Source organism: Streptomyces spongiae (assembly GCF_009377185.1).
In the GTDB taxonomy this organism is placed as follows: domain Bacteria; phylum Actinomycetota; class Actinomycetes; order Streptomycetales; family Streptomycetaceae; genus Streptomyces; species Streptomyces spongiae.
The window spans coordinates 1-20,313 of the sequence record NZ_VJZC01000008.1; the positions used below are offsets into that span (position 1 = coordinate 1).

The window sequence follows — 20,313 nt, forward strand, 5'->3', positions numbered from 1 at the left end:
CACACAGTCGATGAAGACGACCGGGTAGACGCTGTCCAGCGGACGGTTCTGCCACTCCGTCATGCCGGCCATCACGCTGTCGGTGATCGTGGAGATCGTGGACTTGGAGATTTCCGCGCCGTACACCTCGGCGAGATGCGCGGAGATCTCCCCGTGCGTGAGTCCTTTCGCCGACAGTGACAGGACCATCTCGTCCACGCCGCCCAGACGCCGCTGCCGCTTCCTGACCAGCTGCGGCTCGAACGACCCGGACCTGTCCCGCGGCACTGCGATCTCGACCGGCCCCGATTCGGTGATCACCGTCTTGGAGCGATGCCCGTTGCGGTAGTTGTCCCGGCCGCCCTCGGCCCGCTCACCGGGCTCGTGCCCCAGATGATCAGTGAGCTCGCCCTCCAGCGCCGACTCCAGCACCCGCTTCGTCAACTGCTGCAGGAGACCGCCTTCCCCGGTGAGCTTCACGCCACCGGCCTGGGCCCGGGCAACCAGCTCGGCGACCAGCCCGTCGTCCACGGCGCCCGTCCCACTCACAGCGGCCTTCCCGGCCTCGGTGTCACTCGTCACGTCAGTCATCAACTGTCGCTTCCAGCTTGGGAGTTACACCATCCACCGTACAGACCCCCACAGGGGACATGACCCCAGAGTGCGGGGGGTGCCTTTGCCGCAACGCCCGTAGTAGTGGTGGATGAGCAGGATCTGCAGGGCGTCGGCGGTGGGAACGGGTTCGGCGGTGTGATGGCTGTGCGGACTGAACCAGGCCAAGTTGTTGCCGGCGGGGCGCCCGGGCACGAAGACGTTGATGCCGGTGCTGTGGGGGCACTGGGTGCGCAGCGAGGGGTCCTGCAGCCAGGGCCGGACCAGGTCGAAGACGTCCCAGCCGTGCTGGTCGAAGTAGGCGTGGACGGCGTCTGGGTCGAAGCGGCCCTGGACCAGGCAGCGGCGGCGCAGGGCGTTCCATCGGGAGGCTGTGAGTTCGGGGTCGTCCAGGCCGGTGATCCGGGCGGTGATGGCGACCGCGACCCGCAGCAGCGCTGAGGCTGCCGGCGGGTGGGGCAGGGCGAGATCGTCGATGCGGTGGGCGTCCAGGAACAGGGTCCGCAGGCCCACTTGGTCGTACTGGTCACCGGAGCGGACGTCGATCCAGGGGCTGTCGGCTGCGCTGAACGTGGCGGGCGGGGGTAACGAGGGCACGGGGGTGTCTTCCGGAAAGAGGGAGAAGCGTGAGGAGGCAGGGTGCGGGCCGCCGGGACCAGGGCATGTTCTCGGCTAGTTTGCTGCTGCGGGGCAACGCTGCGGCCGGGCCGAGCGCGGCCGGTGCTGTGCAGGGGATATCGCAGCGCCCTTGTGGGGCAGAGCGGTGTGCGATGTGCGACTGGGCGTTCGGTGGTGTGCGGCACAGCGAATCATGTCGCCACAGCGCTTCGCGACCGGTGAGAAAGTCCGACTATCGAAGGGTGGCGTGATGCTTTCAGCCCTGAGTGTTACGTGCAGTGATCATTGATGGTCTTTGCGGTGCAGGAGGCCGAGTTCTTCGTCCATGCGGAGCCAGTGATGGCCGAAACGCTGTTCACTCTCCCGTGTTGAAGAATCAGTGGGCAGCAGCACGGTGTCGGCGAGAAGAGGATGCTTCTTCCAGCTTTCGGGCGGCTGATGCCGGTCGGAAGCGCGGGTGACCCAGGCGGCCGGGACAGGCAGTGTGTGTTCCAGGATGCTGCGCAGGTGGCGCCGGCTGAGGTGTTCCTGGTCCGGGAGCGGGAGAAGGCCGGCTGCGTCGAGGGTCAGGGTGCCCTCGGGGCCGCGGTAGCAGGGCAGCAGGCGGCGGGGCAGGATGCCGGGCCGGGTGGCCGCCTGGGCGGTGGTGAGGTGCTGACGGTGCAGGTCGGCCAGGGACGAGACCCGTATCGCCGGGGGCGCCAGGTGGATCGCGCTGAGCTGCTGCTGACGACTGGTGCGGGTCTGGTGGGTGGCTGCCATCTGCTGCAGACGCGTCGTTTCCCCCGCGAAACCGGAGGTGACACCGTGGACCTGTTCGACGAGGGCCTGGACATCGTCGGGTACAACAAGGGGTTCCTTCTCCAGGGTGAGGAGGAGCCGGGCGGTTTCGTGGAGGGTGACGGCGGGCTCGACCGTGCCCCACCCGGGCGGCAGAGCGGTCGCGCCGCGGGAGTTGACCGGGTTCAGCACCGTCAACGTCGGGCTGTTGTCACGGTCCCACCATGCGGGGCGGCGGTCCTGCCCGGCCCACAGACGGGTGAAGCGGCCCAGGCGCCCCAGGCGCTGCAGCAGGCGTGCCAGAGAAGCGAGATCGCTGACCATCAGGTCGACATCAATGTCCAGGCTCATGTCGAGGAGGCTGGTGGTGACGAAGACGAGGCGCGCCGGGCGCGGGCCGGCGGGCCCCAGCCGGTGGCGGAGGTCTCGCAGCGTGCTCTGCCGTCGCCACCCCCGGACCCGGGCGTGGACGAGGACCAGGTCGTGCGGTGGGCCGGTCCATGTACGGCACAGGTATTGGTAGGTGTCCTGCGCGTCGGCGACGGTCGCGCACACCACGGCCGCGCATCCGCCGTGGCGGACCACCGGCTGGAGCGTGTCGGCGATCATGGCCAGGCGCTCCCCCGGGTCGACAGTGCGGCCGGTCTGTTCGAGGCGCCGGTAAGTGACCGGGCGGATGCGGATGTGAGCGGTCCTGCGCTGGGCGGCCCTTTGCCGGTCCTGGGCCGGTTCGGACATGCGGTGGGCGGTGGCGGTTGCCGCGTCCGCGAACAGCCACCCGGGGTAGCGGGGGGCGAACGAGGCACCGTGGAGACCTGTTTGGCCGGCTCCGGACAGGTACGCCCGTACCAGCTCGGTGGCGGTGGACGCAGGCATCGTCGCCGACAGCAAGACAACCGGACAGTTCAGGGCTCCCAGCCAGTGCAGCAGGCGCAGCAACTGGAGCTGGCTGAACGGGTCCAGCGCGTGGGCTTCGTCGACCACGACTGTCTTGCCCGACAGGGCCAGCATGCGCAGCGCGCTGTAGCGGACGGGGAGGACAGCCATCTGTGCCTGGTCGGTGGTAGAGACGGTGTACTGGGCCAGGAGCGCGTTGTCCCCTCCGCGCAGCCATCGGTCAGGGCCGGCGGTGCCCGGGCCGGACTCCGTCTCGTCGCCAGCCGCAAGATCGTCCGGGTCGTCGGTGAACGGGCTGTCGGGTGGTCCGTCCAAAACGGACATGTCCGCCGGGGACAGGCGCCGGCCGGTGTAGGCCTCGTTGAGGTCGCTGTGGTGGTGCACCAGCATCACGGGGGCGTACTCGGGCTGGTGGGCGCGCACGTACCGGTCCAGGACCTCGTAGGCCTGGTCGGCGGCGGCCGTGGCCGGGAGCAGCCACATCACCCCCTGAGTGCCACAGTGCTCGTTGAAGATCCGCGCCATCTCCAGGGCGGTCACGCTCTTTCCCGCCCCCATGGCATCCATGACCACCGCGATGCCACTCCCCCGCTCGGCGACCAGCCGCGGCAACTCCTCCATCACGGAGGCTTGAAGAGCGTTGGGTTCCTCAAGTCCCGGGTGGGCGGTGGTGAACGGGACCCGGTCCAAAGCGAAGCGGGTAAGGCCGAGCCGCTCGACCTCTTCCTCGGCCTGCTCGCGGGCGTGACTGTAGTGCTCGGCAGCCCCGAAGGACGGAGTGTCCGCGTTGGGCACCCAATACCGGCGCTGGCTCGCGACACGGTCGGCAACCATCGTCAGACCCGTGATCAGCACCGCCGCCTCGACCGACATCCGGTCCGGAGCCTCGTCGACACCGAACAGGTGCCACAGCAGCCGGGTGTAGCGGCGGCGCAGGTCCTGCCACACGGGTCCGCCCAGGGTGGCCTGCACCCGGTGGGCGGATGCCGCCCCGTCCACGTCGAGTTGCAGGAACCGGCCGTGGTGCCCGCCCAGACCCTGAGCAGCACGGACGGCGGGACTGTCGTTACCGCCGACGGCGAATCCCAGCTCGCCCAGCAGATGCAGCCCCGCATGCATCGACGCGCGTGCGTGCGGCACGTGCACCACCAGGCCCATGTCCGCCAGCAGGTCCTCCCCTAGCCGTATGCGTACTGAGGGCTCAAAGGACTGGAAACTCGGAATTAGCTTTCCGATGTCATGCATGGCAGCCAGGAAAGACACCAGCGAACGCGCATGCTCCTGCGAGACATCGAGCCCGGCGCTGATGACCTTACGTTGGCTCGGGGTCAGGAACCGGTCCCAGAGCACCGCGGCCACCGCACCCACATCGATCAGGTGGAACAGCAGCGAATACACCCTCAGCGTCGCACGATCGAACTTCCCGCAGGGACGACGGCTAACACCGTCGTACCGGGCGTCCTCAACAGCTCCCATCTCCACACGCTGCCACCTCGCGGAACCCACGACAACATGATCACGCAAAAGCAGAGCAATCAGCCTCGCGCCCGCTAGAATCCACGCTCTGCCCGTACATCTCGTACGGCCTCAACCTCTGATGTGGCATCATTTTCGTAGCCGGTCGCAAGCAAATGACAGGCAAAGTGCCCAAGAGTGCCCAGGTCGAGAAGGGTAGAGCCCGCGCGAGCGGGAGTGACGCGTCCGGCCGCCCCCTACGCATTTCCACCGGCACGTAGAGCCCGCGCGAGCGGGAGTGACGCGGCGGACGCTCCTGGTGCTCGGATCCGCCGTTTGCAGAGCCCGCGCGAGCGGGAGTGACGCGGCCATCCCACCGACCTCGCCGAGCTCCATGGCGTGGAGCCCACGCGAGCGGGAGTGACTCGGCGATATACTCCAAGTCCACTTCGACGTTCGGGTAGAGCCTGCGTGAGCGGGAGTGAATCGCCCTCCAGCCACACCAGTGACTCCGGCCGATAGTAGAGCCCGCGCGAGCGGGAGTGACGCACCATCCGGGCGTACGACCCGCCCGACATTCCGGTAGCGCCTCGGCGAGCGGGAGTGACCCAGACTTCCTGTCCAGGACGGTAACCGCCGCGTTGCAGCGCCCGCACGAGCAGGAGTGGCCGGCCGGGAGCAGAGCAAGTCCCCTGATTGGGGGAGAAGTTGGAGCCCGCGCGAGCGGGAGTGACGCGATCCTGCCCGGCCTCGAACTGCCGAGGACCTGTAGAGCCCGCGCGAGCGGGAGTGACGCGACCCGGAGGGGATCATTCGCGTTGCTGGCCAGGTAGAGCCCGCGCGAGCGGGAGTAACTGCGTCTCCAGGCCCTCTGTGTTCAGACGCAGGGGTACGGCAGGCGCTGGGCTGGAGTGGTCTCGGGGCCGAGCCCCGGCTGGCAACACCCGCGCCGTAGAGCCTGCGCGAGCAGGAGTGACCCGACCGCCCTGGCCGAACGGCCCGCACGTTCCTGGAGAGCCCGCGCGAGCGGGAGTGACACGCGGTCGCGCAGCTCAGGCGGCAGAGCGCGGCGGTAGAGCCCGCATGGGCGGGAGTGGCCCGAAGCCGTCGCGCCGGGCGAACTTGGGGTAAATCCCGCGCGAGCAGGCGCAACTCCGCTCCCTGGTCCTCTGTCTTCAGACACAAGGGCACGGCCCACACAGGGCTGGAGTATTCTCGAAGCCGAGACTCGGTTGGCAACACCCGTCAAGCCCGCGCAAGCGGGAGTGACTCGATCTGTCGGACGTCGTGGGGATTGTGGTGGACGTATAGAGCCCGCGCGAGCGGGAATGACGCGTCGGCCGCGACACCGGCGTCGCTGGTCACGTCGTAGAGCCTGCGCGAGCAGGAGTGCCCGACCGCCCTGGCCCGCACGTTCCTGTAGAGCCAGCGCGAGCGGGAGTGACTCATACCCCCTGGCGGCACCGAAGTTCTCCTCTCAGTAGCGCCCGCGCGAGCGGGGGTGCCTCGATCGACAACACGGGAGCATGCGGCCCGCGCAAGCCGGAGTGAGTCGTCGTCGATCGGTTCAAGGTGCAGCACATGCGAGCGGCGGTCGCCAGTGCTGTACTCATCGGCCATCGGACAGCCTGCTGACAAGTCTGCGACGGGCGGCACACGTGGACGGAGTGGCGCCACGTGGAGGTCACCTCACCGAACACCTTCAGAGCGAAACAGCAGGTCGCAGCCTTCTTCGTATTGTGATTCTCAGTGGAATGAACAGGCAACTCTCAGATGCCTGCATCAACAGTTCTCATGTCATGTCTGACAGCAATCCCGCATCTCTCCTACCATCTAGCGGGCCATAGAGCCATCTCAAATGACATCGGAATGAGGATCGCCCATGGCGGGGAAGTGAGAGTCAGCACATCGTCGCCGTTCATGCCGTGCAGCGGAACACGCGCGCACTGCGGTCCTAATGCGGCTTCGTCACCTCGTCTTCGGGGGGGGGGGCGCAGCAGGACGGCCGCCATGGCGGCGGTGACGACCAAGCCGATGGCGGCGAGGGTCAGCACGGTGGTAAAGCCCTGATCGTAGGCCTGTTGTGCCGCGCGCAGTAGTGTCTGGGCGGTTTCGGACGGAAGGTGGGCGATGAGGTCCTCGGCGTGCGCGAACGATTCCTCGGCCGTCGCCCGCCCGTCCGGACCGAGCCCCGGTACCTGGGGCAGGCCGGTTCGGTACACGGCCGTCAGGACGGTGCCGAGGACGGCTACGCCGAGGCCCGCGCCGAGTTCGAAGGATGTCTCCTGGATGGCGGCTGCTTCCCCGGAGCGTTCCGGCTGCGCGGCGCTCATGATGGAGTCGGCGCCCAGGGTCATCACGATGCCGGCGCCGTATCCCGCGCCCAGCAACGGCACGAGCAGCACTCCGTAGTGGGCGGTGTCGCCGACGGCGGCCATGGCAGCTAGGGCGGTGGCGAAGAGGGCGAGCGCCCCGGTGAGCGCCCACCGGTTGCCCCACCGGTTCGCGGCCCAGGGCGCTGTGACAGCGCCGATGGCGTTGGCGCCGGCCAGTGGCATCAGTGCGAGTCCGGCGCTCAGCGGCGAGTACTCGCCCACCTGCTGGAGCCACTGGGTGAGGAAGAACAGAAGGGCGACGTAGGAGCCAAAGCAGCCGATGACGCACAAGGTGGCGGTGGTGAAGCGGCGTTCACGGAAGAGGGAGAAGTCCAGCAGCGGCTCGGCGATGCGCCGTTGACGGCGCACGAAGAGGTAGAGCAGGAGGCTTCCGGCGACGGCTGTGATGACGATGACGCCGTTCACCCCGGCGTGCTCGCCGGCCTGCTTGAGCGCGTAGACCACGCTGGCCAGGCCGGTGACGGACAGCGCCACACTGGCCAGGTCCCAGCGGCGGGGAACGGGGTTTTGGGACTCGGGGATGACCCGGGCGCCGACAGCCAAGATGACGACGATGACGGGCACGTTGATCAAGAAGACCGCACCCCAGCCCCACTTCGCGGTGACCAGACCGCCGACCAGCGGACCGATCGTGGCGCCAACGCTGTGGGCGGCTGTCCAGATGCCGATGGCGACGGCCCGTTCGCGGTCGTCGGTGAAGACGACCCTGATGATCGCCACCGTGGAGGCCATGATCATCGCCGCGCCGACTCCGAGCGCGGCGCGCGCGGCGATGAGTTGCGCCGTCGATGTCGAGAAGGCGGCCGCTGCCGAGGCGAAGCCGAAGGTGACAAAACCGCTGAGCACCATGCGGCGCCGGCCGATCCGGTCGCCGAGGGTGCCGCAGGTCACGAGCAGGGCCGCGAGCGTGAGCGAGTAGACGTCGACAATCCACAGTAGCCCGGCGGGAGAGGGGTCGAGTTCCCGGCTCATGCTGGGTACGGCGACGTGCAGCACGGTGAGGTCGATACCGCACAGCAGCAGGCTGCCCGACACTACGGCCAGCACCAGCCACCGCCGCTTCGGTGGGGCGGCCGAAGGGTCCCTATGTTCGGTCTCTTCTATTGCTCGCACCGGTGCGGGCGCCTCCTTGTTTGACATAGTCTCAGTTTCAGGGCGTACCAACGCGGGCCACAAGTACGGTCTTTGGTGTCCCTTAGTGTCACGCTGTATACCAATGGAGGTCAGTCGTGCGTTCCAGCGTCGAAGAAGCCCCGGATCACTGTGCGATCGAGTTCGCTATGGAGATGCTCGGGGGTCGTTGGAAGCTGGCCATTCTCAAGCAGCTGGTCGCGGGCACCCGTCGGTTCGGTGAACTCAGGCGCGCGCTACCGGGCATCACCCAGCGCATGCTGACCCGCCAGTTACGGGAACTGGAAGCCGACGGTCTGGTGGCGCGGACCGTGTACCGCGAAGTGCCGCCGCGGGTCGAGTACGCGCTCACCGAGGTCGGGCACAGCCTGGACTCCATCACAGAGGAACTGGACAAGTGGGGCCGCTGGTACCGCGAGACAATACGCCCCGAGGACCCGTCCGGCCCTCGCCCACCCGCGTGAGCGGGGCGAAGGCCGGACGGTGCGGCGTCACAGTGTCGTACACACCTCGCTGTGGGACAAGCGGGGCCCACGCGGCCGCTCCCCGGAGCGCTCGGGCCGGCCGATGTTCACCACGAGCAGTGCCGAGAGGTCGCCGGACGGGAAGAACTCCCGGTTGACGCCGTCCTCGTCAAAGCCGCTCATGGGTCCGGCGGCCAAGCCCGCAGCCCGTATCCCGATGATGAAATAAGCGGCCTGCAGCGCACCGTTCAGCAACGCAGACCGTTCCCGTAGAGCGCGATTCTCGGCGTAAAGATCCGCAGCTCCGGGAAATCCGGGAAACAATCTGGAAAGGTTGCGGTGGAATTCGTTGTCCACCGCCAGCAGGGCAGTCAGCGGCGCCCGCAGGGTTTTCTCCCGGTTGCTCCGCGAGAGATGGACGGCCAGCCGTGTGCGGCTTTCCGAGGAGCGGAGCAGAAGAATCCTGAGGGGCTGCTGGTTGAAAGCGGTCGGGCCGTCGCGGACAAGGTCGTACACGGCCCGGATCGTCTCGTCGTCGACCGGTTCGCCGGTGAAGCGTTCGACGGTGCGCGCCCGCCTGAACAGCACGTCCTGGGCGCTTGCATCCAGGACCAGCCGGGGTTTCGTGGGGGTCGTCATCGCTGCGGCCGGTGTCAGAATTCCGCGAGGTTCTGCCGGAGGTTGTTCTGTTCCCTGGCGTGTACGCCAACCTGGTCAGGCCACGGCGTTGCAGCGCGGGCACGAGGCCGTCGGCGACCTCGGCAACCCAGCGGCGGTTAAGCCGCAGCACCGGTGTCGTCAGCATGAAGCCGTCGCCTCCGACTTCCTCCATCACCTCGCCCATCCGCTCGGCCACCTGCTCCGGTGTGCCGATCAGCTCCACTGAGGAGACCAGCCCCCCGGCGGCGTCCATGACCAGCTCCCGCAGGGTTTTGCCGCTGCCCCACTGCTGCAGTTGGTCCAGCGACCCCTGTTCGCCGTTGGTCTCCAGCCGGTAGGGCAGCGGCTTGTCCAGGTCGAACTGGGCGAAGTCGATCTCCGTGAGCGCGGACGTCTCGGCGAGGATGTCGTGGATTAACTGGGGCGAGGAGATCATCCGTTCGTACTTGTCCCGCGCGTCCTGCTCTGTCTCGCCGAGGGTCGGCGTGACGCAGAACAGCACCTTGACCTCGTCGGGATCGCGGCCGGCGGCCTCGGCGTGTTTGCGCACGTCGTCTCGGAACTGCTTCATGCCGGATGGGCCGTTGGCGATGGCGATGACCGAGTCCGCGTTGCGGGCGGCAAACATCCGGCCCCTGGGCGAGGCGCCGGCCTGGACGAACGCGGGCCGGTGTTGTGGGGAGGGCACGGTGTTCAGCGGGCCGCGCCCTTGGAAGTACTCGCCCTTGAAATGGATCGGCCGGACCTTGGTGTGGTCGGCGTAGATCCCTTGCTCCCGGTCGAGCACGACGGCGTCCGCGTCCCAGGAGGCGAACAGCTGCCGGACCACGTCGACGTACTCGTCGGCCATCGCGTAGCGGACGTCCCACGACGGCAGTTTCTCCATGCCGAAGTTCTGGGCGGCCAGGTCCTCGGCGCTGGTGACGATGTTCCAGCCGAACCGGCCGCCGAGCATGCTGTCCGTCGTCGAGGCGAGCCGCGCGGTCATGAACGGCGGGTACGCCATGGTCGACAGGGTGGCGACGATGCCCAGGTGGGAGGTTGCCAGCCCCATCGCGACGGCGAGCGGGACCGGGTCATGCTTGGGGACGACCATGCCCTGCCGCAGCGCCCGCTCAGAGGAGCCGCCGTAGCTCTCCGGGACCATGAGCTTGTCCTCGATGATCACGTAGTCGAAGCAGGCGCGCTCCAGTGCCTGGGCCACTTCCGTGTGGAACCTGCCGTCCCAGGGGGCGCCACCGGTGCCGAACGGGCCCTGCCAGTCGTCCGGGGTGAAGTTGAAGATGCAGGCGAGATGGAACTTCCGTGTCACGGTTGCTTCCCTCCGGACTGATCGCCTTCTTCTGATAGGCAGCATGGAGGGTCAGAGATATCCCGGGCAGGTTCACCTCATCGCGGCACTTCTCACTGCACAGCACCACTGCGGCGGCACGACGGCCGACGGCATTGCCACAGGCGTCCCCACGCACCGGTCTGGACGTCCCGGCCGAGCCTGGCTTAGGGTCAGGCCAGCAAGCGCTTTCTAGCATGGCCATGCCATGCCGCTCTTCGCGTCACCCGTTGCACTTCGGCCTCTTCCCCAACCAGCCATGCGCTCAGCCCGCCGACGGTCCACGCGAGGACCGTCGGCGTGGCAGGCGCGGACAAGGGAGCGTCTCGTGCCGCACACCGAACCGCAGGAACCGCCGCTGTGGAGCCGCAAATCGTTTCTGCGGGGCATGGCGGCCGTCGGGGCGGCCCCGCTGCTTCCGGCCGCGCTTCCCTCAACCGCGCGGGCCGTGGCATCGGACCGGTCCGGCTTCACGCTGGTGCGGGACGGCGCCGCGGTCGACGTGTTCGTGGACGCGGCCGACGACGCGGCGGTGATCCGCGCAGCCGGCGATCTGCAAGCGGATGTCGAACGGGTCAGCGGCGTGCGGCCCGAACTGCGGCACACCCTGCCGGAGCGCGCGACACGGCTGATCCTGGTGGGCACCATCGGCGCGAGCCCGGTCGTCGATCGGCTCGTCGCCGAAGGGCGCCTGGATGTCTCTCGGGTGAAGGGCCTTTGGGAGGCCTCTGTGACTCAGGTGGTGGACCGTCCGGCACCCGGGGTGGATCGCGCGCTGGTCATCGCGGGCAGCGACAGGCGCGGCACCGTCTACGGCATCTACGACACCTCGGAGCGGCTCGGCGTCACGCCGTGGTACTGGTGGGCAGACGTGCCGGTCGTACGGCGCGACACCGTGACCCTGCCGACGGGCACCTTCAAGCGCCTGGAGCCGTCCGTGCGCTACCGGGGCGTCTTCATCAACGACGAGCAGAACCTCACCACGTGGTCCCACCGCACCCAGGAGCCGGACAAGAACATCGGCCCCGAGACGTACAAGCGGATCTTCGAGCTACTGCTGCGTCTCAAGGCCAACTACCTGTGGCCGGCCATGCACCCGTACTCCGACTTCTTCAACAAGCACCGCGAGAACCCCGAACTGGCCGACCGCTACGGCATCGTCGTCGGCTCCAGCCACCCCGAGGCCCTGCTGCGCAACGGAGTCCACGAGTGGGCGCCCTGGGCGGAGGAGCACCGCGGCGCGGACGGCAGCCTGCCGCTCTACGACTACACGGTGGACCCCGGTGTCATCTCCGACTACTGGCGGGCGCGGGCCCGGCAGAACGCCGCGTACGACAGCAGCTGGACGCTCGGCATGCGCGGGCTGCACGACAGCGCGCTGGAGACCCGGCACGCCACCACCGTCCCGGAGAAGGTCGCGGTGATGAACGACATCATCGCCGACCAGCGCCGGATCCTGGCCGAGGAGATCGGCACCGCGGCCCAGCCGCAGATCTTCATCCCGTACAAGGAGGTCCTGGAGCTGTACAACGCGGGTGTCCAGGTCCCCGACGACGTCACGCTGATCTGGCCGGACGACAACCACGGCAACATGCGGCAGCTGCCGACCGAGGCCGAGCGCCGCCGCCAGGGCGGCAACGGCATCTACTACCACCTCTCCTACTGGGGCCGCCCCAAGAGCTACCTCTGGCTGGACACCACCCAACCGGCCAAGGTCTGGCAGGAGTTGCGGCGTGTGTACGAGCACGGCGCCGACCGGATGTGGATCTTCAACGTCGGTGACATCAAGTCGATCGAGACCGGGCTGTCCTTCTCCATGGACATGGCCTGGGACGTGGACCGCTGGGGCGCGGACGACGTCGAGGACTTCCTGGCCGAGTGGGCCGGGCGGCAGTTCGGGCGCCTCCACGGACGGGAGATCGCGGCGATCCGCACCGAGTACTACCGGCTCGCGGCCGAGCTGCGCCCGGAGTTCATCGCTCGCGGGTTACTCTCCGCGGTTCACCACGGCGACGAGGCGGGGCACCGGATGGGGGCGTACGACCGGCTGCTCAAGCGGGTCCGAGCGCTGGGGACCAAGCTGCCGGAGACCTACCGGGACGCGTTCTACGAACTGGTCGAGTACCCGGTGCACGGCGCGTACCTGATGAACCTGAAGTACTACTGGGCGGACCGCAACGCGCTCGCCGTGCGCCAGGGGCGCGGGGCGGGGACCAACCGCTTCGCGGACCTGGCCGAGGCCGCCCACGCCGATGAAGTGGCGATCACCGAGCGGTACAACACCGAGGTGGCGGGCGGAAAATGGGACGGGATCGTCAACCCGTACCCGTCGCAGATCCCGAAGGCGCCGGGCCGTCCGAGCGTCACCAGGGTGGCCCGGCAGGACACTTCCGGGCTTGGGGTGGCATCCGAGGGGAACGAGACCGGAGTGGACCGGGCGTTGTCCTTCTCCTCCTACACCCGGGACCGGCGTTTCGTGGACGTCTTCAACACCGGCTTCCTGGCGATGGACTGGACTGCCGAGTCCAGCCATCCCTGGGTGAGGCTGAGCGAGGCGGGCGGCTCCTTCACCGAGCAGACCCGTGTGTGGGTGGAAATCGACTGGGCTCGCGTGCCCGAGGGCACACACGACGCCACGGTCGCCGTCGCCGGCGCCGGGCAGCGCGTCGAGGTGCCGCTGCGGGTACGCAACGACGGGGAGCGGGCGCGTCGGCGGGTCCGCGGCTTCGTCGAGGCCCACGGATACGTGTCGATGGACGCTGTGCACGCCGACCGGCGGGTGGCGCGCAACGGCTGCCGCTGGCGGACCGTGCGGGGGCTCGGCCGCCGTTCGGGCGCGGTGGAGGCGGTTCCGTCGACGGCGGTCCCGGTCACTACGGACTTCACCACCGAAGCAGCGGAGTTGCGGTACCTGGTGCGCTTCGCCACCACCGGTACCTTCCCCGTCACGGTCTTCCGTCTGCCCTCTCTCGACGAGCGCGGTCACCGCCGACTGGCCCTGGCCCTCGACGACCAGCAGGTCACCGTCCTCTCGGGCCAGGCCATCGCAACCGGCAACCGGGGCGACGCGTGGGCCCGCAACGTCGAGGACGGCGTGGAGAAACTGACTGCCACGGTGACCGTCACCGAGCCGGGCGACCACGTCCTGCGGCTGTTCATGGCCGACCCCGCGATCGCCGTGGACCAGATCGTTATCGACACCGGCGGCCTACCCACCACCTACCTCGCACCGCCGGAGAGTTACCACCCTGTGTTCAGTCCCGATCCGGTGTCCGTGGAGGGCCTGGACTCACCGGACCGGTAGAGCGTCAGGATCCGCAGGGAACTGGCCGCAGAGGACAGGAGGCGGGCTGCTCCGCGCTGCGGGTCCGGGTGTCGTCCGGACTCCGATGTCAGCCGCCGTCCCTACGAGACGCTGTGGATGGACGAGCCGTGGTACCGCGATCGAGTTCCTATCCTCGGCTCCACCTCTGGGTGGCGTTGCCGAGGGCGGTCCAGAGCTGCACCTTCGAGCCGTTGGCGGTCGCCCAGTTGGCGACGTCGACGGCCAGGCCGTTGGAGCGGTTGATGACGGATCCGTCCAGGCGGAACCACCATTTCTGGCTGGACTTTCCGTTGCAGGGCCAGAGGATGAGCTTGGTGCCCGCGGTGGTGCCGTCGCCGGCTGCGGCCAGGCAGTTGCCGGAGACGCGAAGTTCGCCGGCGGTGGTCTGCGTGATGGTCTGGTTGGCGTTACCGGAGCAGTCGTAGATCTGCACCTGGACGCCCGTCTGACCGTTCGGCACGTCGAGGCAGCGGCCGGAGTTGGCGCCCTTCAAGGTGAAGGTGGAGTCCGTGGGCAGGGGGTCCTGGACGAGCTGCCAGTCCTGCGAGCCGTCGTCGGTCGACGTCGCCAGGGTGACGGCGCCGTTCGCGGTCGCGCCCGTCATGTACAGGCTGCTGTCGCGGACCGAGCGGAGCTTGTAGTAGCCATTGGTTGATGGGACGAGCGTCCACTGCTTGTCGGTGGCTCCGTCGTCGACCCACTGGGCCAGCTTCTGTCCGGCCGTCGCAGCGCCGGTCCAGATCCCGACCGCGCGACCGCCGGTCTTGTTGAGCAGGGTCACGTTGCTGCCATTGGCCGTCCGGTGCCAGCGCTGTGAGTCGTCCGTGGAGTTCCGGTTCGCCAGGACGATGTCGGGGACGTCTCCGGTGAGGTTCGCGTCCTGCGTCTTTCCGCCGGCGGGGCTGAGGGCCTGACCGGTCAGACGGTTGACGAGGGTGTAGTAGGCACCCTGGGACCGGCCGAGGTCCACCTCGGCGTAGCGGACTGGTCCGATGCCTCCGCCGCCGAACCCCGCCTGGAGGATGAGAACGCGCCCCGTGCCTTCGACGTACTGGAGGTTACGGCTGTAACCGGAGATGATCGGCGTCTGGTACTCCTTCCAGGTGCCTGTGCTCAGGCCTGACTCGTTCACCCAGACACTGGCGCTGCCGGCGGCGTTGTAGACGATGCGTCCGTCCGGCATGGCCATGAGCACCGGGCTGCCGCCGGTCGCGAGGGTGTGTCCGCCCGAGGGGACGGGCAGGGAGGTGATCGTCGCGTCCGTGCCCGAGAAGAACTTCAGCGGGTCGTCCGAGAGCCTGTAGCGGACGTTCGCGCCGCCGCCCCAGTACTCGTAGGTGAGGAGCCATTTGCCGTCGGTGGTCGGGGCGATCGTCGTCATGCCGGGGCGTCCGCCGCCGATCTCCGTCTTGCCGTTGTTGTTCACCGTGGTGCCCGGGACATCGACTACCGGCCGGCTCCAGGGGGAGGTGCTGCTGCCGTTCCACGTCCTGTGCGCGAGGATCTGGCCGCCCGAGTCCGTCGCGGTGTCGTTGTCCGGGTCGAGGGCCGGCACTCCGGTGCCGGAGTCATAGCCGGTGAAGTCGTTCTCGTCGGAGTAGTAGGCGACCAACTGACCGCCCCGGGCTTCCAGATACGGCTCCCAGACCGGATCCTTCTGCGCGTGGGTGTTGGCGGTCGAGACGACCGAGCCCGCCCATCCCCCGGCGGCGATGATGTTCTGAAAGCTCCACGTCGCGCCTTGGTCGGTGCTGGAGTACAACGCGATCGCCACGTCCTTGCGGTCGCCGTCTCCAGTCGGCGTCCAGCTGGGGTCGGCGGCCTTCCGCTCCTGGTAGTAGTAGTCGTCACCGGAGACGACGGTCGCGAGAAGCAGCGTGCCGGCGCTCAGGTTTCCGACGTCCTGCGGGAGCACGTAGAAATACGGGTTGGTCCAGTTGCTCGTGTACTTCGCGTATGGGGAATCGTTCGAGAGATAGGCAGGTGCCTTGACATCCGAAAGCTTCTGCCACGTGGTGCCGTCGTCGTCGCTCTTGTAGACCGGCATGGTCTGCCCCACAGGAGCGCCCTGACTGTTCTCGAACGCTGCCACGATTCGGCCGCCCGGGAGCTGCGCCGACTTCGGGTACAGAACGCAGGGCTTCTTGTTGCACGTGGAGGGACTGTCCGCCACATACAGGTTCGCCTGGCTCGGCTGATACGCCGACGCACTCGTCACGGAGGCGATGGCGAACGCCACGCCGACTCCGAAAGCTGTCGCGGTCGCGAGAGCCTTCCTTGCCCATGGTTGCATTTCTTGCGGCTCCTCTGATTTGTACTGTTGGCGGCTACGTGTTGGTGAGAGGGAAGCTCCGCGACCGAATAGGAACGCGACGTACGTCGGCTGAGGAACAAACCACGCTCCAGGCCCTGCCGTCAGTCCCACCGCACCGTGACGGCGGTGGTCATCACCCTGGTGTGGTCGACCCCGCGTGTGTCGCCTTCGAGTCGCACCTGCACGGGGGAGCCCGGGTCGCCCGCCGACTGCGCCACGGTCAGCGTGATCGCACCGGGCTCGACGCGTCGGCGCAGATCCGTTCCCGTGAAGCTGGTCATGTCCGTGTGGACCTCGAACTCAACGGCACGGCTCTCACCGGCGGTGAGATCGACGCGGGTGAAGCCGATCAGCTGGCGGACGGGGCGGGTGACGGAGGCGACCGGGTCGGTGAGGTAGAGCTGGGGCACCAGCGTGCCCGCCCGGTCGCCGGTGTTGGAGACCGTGGCCCGTACGGTGATCGTCGCGTCGACCGCCACGACCGCTTCCTCGACGTCCACGTCCCCGATCTCGAAGGTCGTGTACGACAGGCCGTGCCCGAAGGGGAAAGCGGGTGTCGGGTCGATGTTGCTCACGCCGTCGCTCTTGAGGGCGAGCGGGGGCGCCAGGTAGGTGCCGGGCTGGCCTGCCGCGTCGCCCGGGATCTGGACGGGCAGGTGTCCGCAGGGGTTCACCCGCCCGGACAGGACGCCGGCGATCGCCACGGCACCCTCCTCGCCGGGGAAGAAGGCCTGCAGGGTCGCGTCCGCGGCGCGTGCGTGCCGGCCGATCGCGTACGGGCGGCCCGACACGACGACAAGCACGGCCCGTTGCGCGGTGGCGAGGACGGCCTCCACCAGGTCCTCCTGTACTCCGGGGAGCGTCAGCGCGCCGACGTCACAGCCCTCGCCCGAGGTGCCCTCCCCGAACATCCCGGAGCGGTCGCCCACGACGAGGACGGTCACGTCCGCCGCCGCGGCGGCGGCCACGGCCGCTTCGATGCCGTTGCGGTCGTCCCCTGTGATCGGGCACCCGGCCTCGTGGCGCACCACCGCGTCGGGGAACTCCTGTCGGATGGCGTCGAGGATCGTGGGGGCGTCAATGCCCATGGGAGTGTCGGGGTGGTGGGGCAGGACGTGGTTGGGGAAGGAGTAGCAGCCGAACAGGCAGCGAGTGTCGTCGGCGGCGGGGCCGATGACGGCGACGGAGCTCGGAGAGACGAGCGGCAGGACGGCCGCGTCGTTGTCGAGCAGTGTGACGGACTGCTCGGCGAGGCCGCGGGCCAGGGAGCGGTTGCGGGGCGAGTCGAAGCCCGCGGGCGCCGTGTACTGGCCGGGGTGCCAGTCGGGATCCAGCAGGCCGAGTCGGGCCTTCTGCTTCAGGACGCGCAACACCGCGCGGTCCAGCAGGTCTGCGGGGACGCTGCCGTTCTCCCGTAGGCAGCGCAGCGGTTCCCCGTAGCCCGAGGTGTGGGGCAGCTCGACATCGATGCCGGCGTGCAGCGCGGACCGTGCCGCACCGGGCAGGTCGGCGGCCACGTGGTGCATGGAAGCGAGGAACACGATCGACCAGTAGTCGGACACCACGGTGCCCTCGAACCCCCAGCGGTCGCGCAGGAGTCCGGAGAGCAGGGTGTCGTTGGCGCCGCAGGGTAGGCCGTCGACGTCGTTGTAGGCGTTCATCACCGAGTCCACGCGCCCGGTGACCACCGCCTTCTCAAATGGTAGGAGGATCACGTCGGCGAACTCCCGTGGACCGACGGCGGCCGGGGCATGGTTGCGTGCCGCCCGCGAGGCGGAGTAGCCGGCGAAGTGTTTCACCGTGGCGACGACGCCGGACGACTGCAGCCCCTTCACGTAGGAGACACCGAGTTCGGAGACCAGGTAGGGGTCCTCACCGAGGGTCTCCTCCACCCGGCCCCAGCGGTAGTCGCGCACCACGTCCAGGACGGGGGCCAGACCCTGGTGGACGCCGACGGCCGCCATGTCGGAACCGATCGCCGCCGCCATACGCCGCACGAGTTCCGGGTTCCAGGTGGCTGCCCAGGCGAGCGGGGTCGGGTAGACGGTGGCCTGCCAGGTGGTGAACCCGGTCAGGCACTCCTCGTGGGCGATGGCCGGGATACGGAATCGGTTCGCGGCGCACACCTGTTCCTGGAGTGCGGCCAGGCGCTCGCGGCCGGCCTCCGGAGCAACCGGAGCCGTGCCGAACACCCGGGTCAGGTGCCCGAGACCGTCGGCGATCGCTTCGTCGAAGCTCTCGGGGTCGCCGAAGCTGTCCTGCATCGGGGCCACGTCACCGGACGACGGTCTGAATCCCGGCCAGGTGCTGCCGAGCTGCGCGATCTTCTCGGACTCGGTCATGGCATCGAGCAGGGCTCGCGCGCGGACGGACGTCGGCAGAGCGCGGTCGTTCCACAGCCCGGTCGTCGGGCGTTCGTCGCTGATCGTCAAGGGTCGTCCATTTCTGTGGTGAGCGCAGGCGCGATCAAGCCCCGCGAGCGGTCTGGTGAAGGAGTCGACGAAGAGATGCGGGCAGCACCGAGAGGCAGGAGCGCTCGGGTCGACGATGTCCGGACCGGGTCCGGGCGATGGGCGTCGGAGGCTTGCCGGACCAGGCCCGAGCGGGCGTCGGTGGATTACTTGCCGCCTGCACCCATCAGACCGGCGACGAGGGCCCGTCGCGCGAAGAGGTAGACGACGAGGATGGGGAGCGCGGACATCAGCACCGCGGCCAGCAGGGCCGGCACATTCGCCCCGTACTCGGAGACGAAGTTGTACAGGCCCAGCGTCACCAGCTTGGTGTCCTCGGACTGGGTCATGATCAGCGGGAACAGGAAGCCGTTCCACGCCTGCAGGGCGGTGAAGACGGACGTCGTCGCGATCGCGGAGCGCGACATCGGCACGACCAGCTTCACGAGTGTCCTGGCGGGACTGGCGCCGTCCAGAGCCATTGCCTCGTACAGCTCGGACGAGATGTCCCGCATCCCGCCGCTGAGGACCAGCACGCTCACCGGCAGCGCGAACGCCGCGGTGGGCAGGACGATGCCCCAGAGGGTGTCGTAGAAACCGAGGTTGTTGACGATGAGGAAGAGCGGGATGATCACCGCCTGCGAGGGGATCGCCAGCCCCAGGAGGAACAGACGGAACACTCCCTTCGTAATCCAGCCTCGCCCGCGCACGACCGCGTAGCTGACCGGGATCGCGAGCGCCAGCACGATGGCGACCGTGGACGCCGCCACGACGAGGGTGTTCCAGATGTACTGCGGGAACCCGCTGTCCAGCACCGTGCGGAAGTTGTCCGCCGTCACCGCCGAGGGCAGGGAGACAGGGCCCTTGTCGGTGTACGTCGTCTGGGGCTGGACCGCCGTGTTCACCAGCGCGTACAGCGGGATGCCGATGATCAGGAGCCAGACGAACGCCGCGGCGCCGGCCGCGTAGTTGGGGCGTGTTCTCACAGCCCCTCCAGGGTGCTCGTCATCTTGTCGTACCCACTGAGCTTGGTGAGAAGGACCGAGGCACAGGTGGCCAGGAGCAGCAGGAAGGCCGCGATGGCGCTGGCGTAGCCGTAGTCGTAGGTGCGGAAGGCGGTCTGGTACATGGAGAAGGGCAGGATCGAGGTGTCCGTACCGGGCCCGCCGTTGGTCAGCAGCAACACGATGTCGAAGGCCGTGAGACCACCGACGACCATGAAGGTGGTCGAGGTGATGATCGTGTTGCGCAGCTGCGGCAGCGTGATGTGGAAGAACTGCCGGACCCGGCCCGCTCCGTCGATCGCGGCCGCCTGGTACAGCGTGTGCGGGATGGCGCGGGCGGCACCCTGGTAGAGCAGGCTGTGGAAAGGGATGAACTGCCAGCTGGTGACGAGGACCAGACAGGCGATCGCGCCCTGCTGGGTGCCGAGCGGATCGGTCGTGCCGCCGAAGAGCCGTCCGAACGTCGAGGGGATTCCGAAGTTCGGGTCGAGCAGTTGCCTCCACATGACGGCGGTGGCCGCCGTGGACAGCAGCAACGGCAGGAAGAAGACCGCGGACAGTACGGCCCGGTTGCGCTGGTGGCCCGCCGACCAGACGCCCAGCAGGATGCTGATCGGTGCCTGCACCGCGATGTTGCCGACCAGCAGGATTCCCGTGACGAGGGTGGACTGCCCGACCTGGCTGTCGCTGAAGAAGCGCGACCAGTTCTCCGTGCCCGTGAACCGGGGCGTACTCAGGCCGTCCCAGTGGGTGAAGGAGAGGTAGAGAACCCCCACCATGGGCGCGACGGCGAAGACGAGGAAGAACAGCAGCCCGGGGATCGCCCAGGCCACGCCAGGCCGCTCCAGGGTGGGAGGAGCGGCCCGGTCGCGCGCCCGGGTCTTGCTCACGGGCCGGG

The 20,313-nt window shown here is 68.5% G+C and carries 11 protein-coding genes and 1 pseudogene; 2 read left to right on the top strand and 10 right to left on the bottom strand.

The window, feature by feature from the left end; genetic code table 11:
- From FNH08_RS02615 to FNH08_RS02630, 4 genes are all read right to left on the bottom strand, one after another.
- Positions 1-570 (bottom strand): transposase (locus FNH08_RS02615; protein WP_194238337.1); only part of this gene is annotated, 570 nt, incomplete at its 3' end.
- Positions 571-594: 24 nt separating this feature from the next.
- Complete coding sequence (gene casA, locus FNH08_RS02620) at positions 595-1,188, bottom strand: type I-E CRISPR-associated protein Cse1/CasA (RefSeq protein WP_152769592.1); 594 nt, start codon at positions 1,186-1,188, stop codon at positions 595-597.
- Positions 1,189-1,491: 303 nt separating this feature from the next.
- Positions 1,492-4,362, bottom strand: a complete 2,871-nt coding sequence (locus FNH08_RS02625; protein ID WP_152769622.1) for a CRISPR-associated endonuclease Cas3'' — start codon at positions 4,360-4,362, stop codon at positions 1,492-1,494.
- A gap of 1,805 nt (positions 4,363-6,167) precedes the next feature.
- Complete coding sequence (locus FNH08_RS02630; RefSeq protein WP_152769593.1) at positions 6,168-7,877, bottom strand: MFS transporter; 1,710 nt, start codon at positions 7,875-7,877, stop codon at positions 6,168-6,170.
- An 89-nt stretch (positions 7,878-7,966) separates the two neighbouring features.
- Between FNH08_RS02630 and FNH08_RS02635 the strand changes: the two genes are divergently transcribed.
- Positions 7,967-8,332: a winged helix-turn-helix transcriptional regulator gene (locus FNH08_RS02635; protein WP_322723537.1), complete on the top strand. Its 366-nt coding sequence runs from the start codon at positions 7,967-7,969 to the stop codon at positions 8,330-8,332.
- A gap of 27 nt (positions 8,333-8,359) precedes the next feature.
- Here the strand turns inward: FNH08_RS02635 and FNH08_RS02640 are convergent, their stop codons facing one another.
- Both FNH08_RS02640 and FNH08_RS02645 read right to left on the bottom strand, forming a co-directional pair.
- Positions 8,360-8,971, bottom strand: a complete 612-nt coding sequence (locus FNH08_RS02640; RefSeq protein WP_152769594.1) for a malonic semialdehyde reductase — start codon at positions 8,969-8,971, stop codon at positions 8,360-8,362.
- A 115-nt stretch (positions 8,972-9,086) separates the two neighbouring features.
- Positions 9,087-10,349: pseudogene (locus tag FNH08_RS02645) on the bottom strand (NtaA/DmoA family FMN-dependent monooxygenase); the annotation flags it as partial.
- Positions 10,350-10,710: 361 nt separating this feature from the next.
- On the opposite strand from FNH08_RS02645, the gene FNH08_RS02650 reads away from it, so the two are divergent.
- On the top strand, positions 10,711-13,626 hold the full coding sequence (locus tag FNH08_RS02650) for a glycosyl hydrolase 115 family protein (protein ID WP_152769624.1): 2,916 nt from the start codon (positions 10,711-10,713) through the stop codon (positions 13,624-13,626).
- A 148-nt stretch (positions 13,627-13,774) separates the two neighbouring features.
- Here FNH08_RS02650 and FNH08_RS02655 read toward each other — a convergent pair whose 3' ends face one another.
- The 4 genes from FNH08_RS02655 to FNH08_RS02670 form a co-directional block, all read right to left on the bottom strand.
- Complete coding sequence (locus FNH08_RS02655) at positions 13,775-15,940, bottom strand: RICIN domain-containing protein (RefSeq protein WP_152769595.1); 2,166 nt, start codon at positions 15,938-15,940, stop codon at positions 13,775-13,777.
- A 122-nt stretch (positions 15,941-16,062) separates the two neighbouring features.
- Positions 16,063-18,393 carry a beta-glucosidase family protein gene (locus tag FNH08_RS02660; protein WP_228033829.1) on the bottom strand — a complete coding sequence of 777 codons (2,331 nt, stop codon included), beginning with the start codon at positions 18,391-18,393 and terminating at the stop codon, positions 16,063-16,065.
- A 185-nt stretch (positions 18,394-18,578) separates the two neighbouring features.
- A complete protein-coding gene (locus FNH08_RS02665; protein ID WP_322723538.1) occupies positions 18,579-19,397 on the bottom strand; it encodes a carbohydrate ABC transporter permease in 819 nt (272 codons plus the stop codon).
- Complete coding sequence (locus tag FNH08_RS02670; RefSeq protein ID WP_322723540.1) at positions 19,394-20,305, bottom strand: carbohydrate ABC transporter permease; 912 nt, start codon at positions 20,303-20,305, stop codon at positions 19,394-19,396. Before FNH08_RS02670 ends, FNH08_RS02665 begins: the two co-directional genes overlap by 4 nt.
- Positions 20,306-20,313 lie beyond the last annotated feature (8 nt).

What these genes read in the sequence shown, in the direction of transcription:
- FNH08_RS02625 (WP_152769622.1), bottom strand. Translation starts at nt 4,362, where the DNA reads ATGGGAGCTGTTGAGGACGCCCGGTACGACGGTGTTAGCCGTCGTCCC.
- FNH08_RS02630 (WP_152769593.1), bottom strand. Translation starts at nt 7,877, where the DNA reads ATGTCAAACAAGGAGGCGCCCGCACCGGTGCGAGCAATAGAAGAGACC.
- FNH08_RS02640 (WP_152769594.1), bottom strand. Translation starts at nt 8,971, where the DNA reads ATGACGACCCCCACGAAACCCCGGCTGGTCCTGGATGCAAGCGCCCAG.
- FNH08_RS02650 (WP_152769624.1), top strand. Translation starts at nt 10,711, where the DNA reads ATGGCGGCCGTCGGGGCGGCCCCGCTGCTTCCGGCCGCGCTTCCCTCA.
- FNH08_RS02655 (WP_152769595.1), bottom strand. Translation starts at nt 15,940, where the DNA reads ATGCAACCATGGGCAAGGAAGGCTCTCGCGACCGCGACAGCTTTCGGA.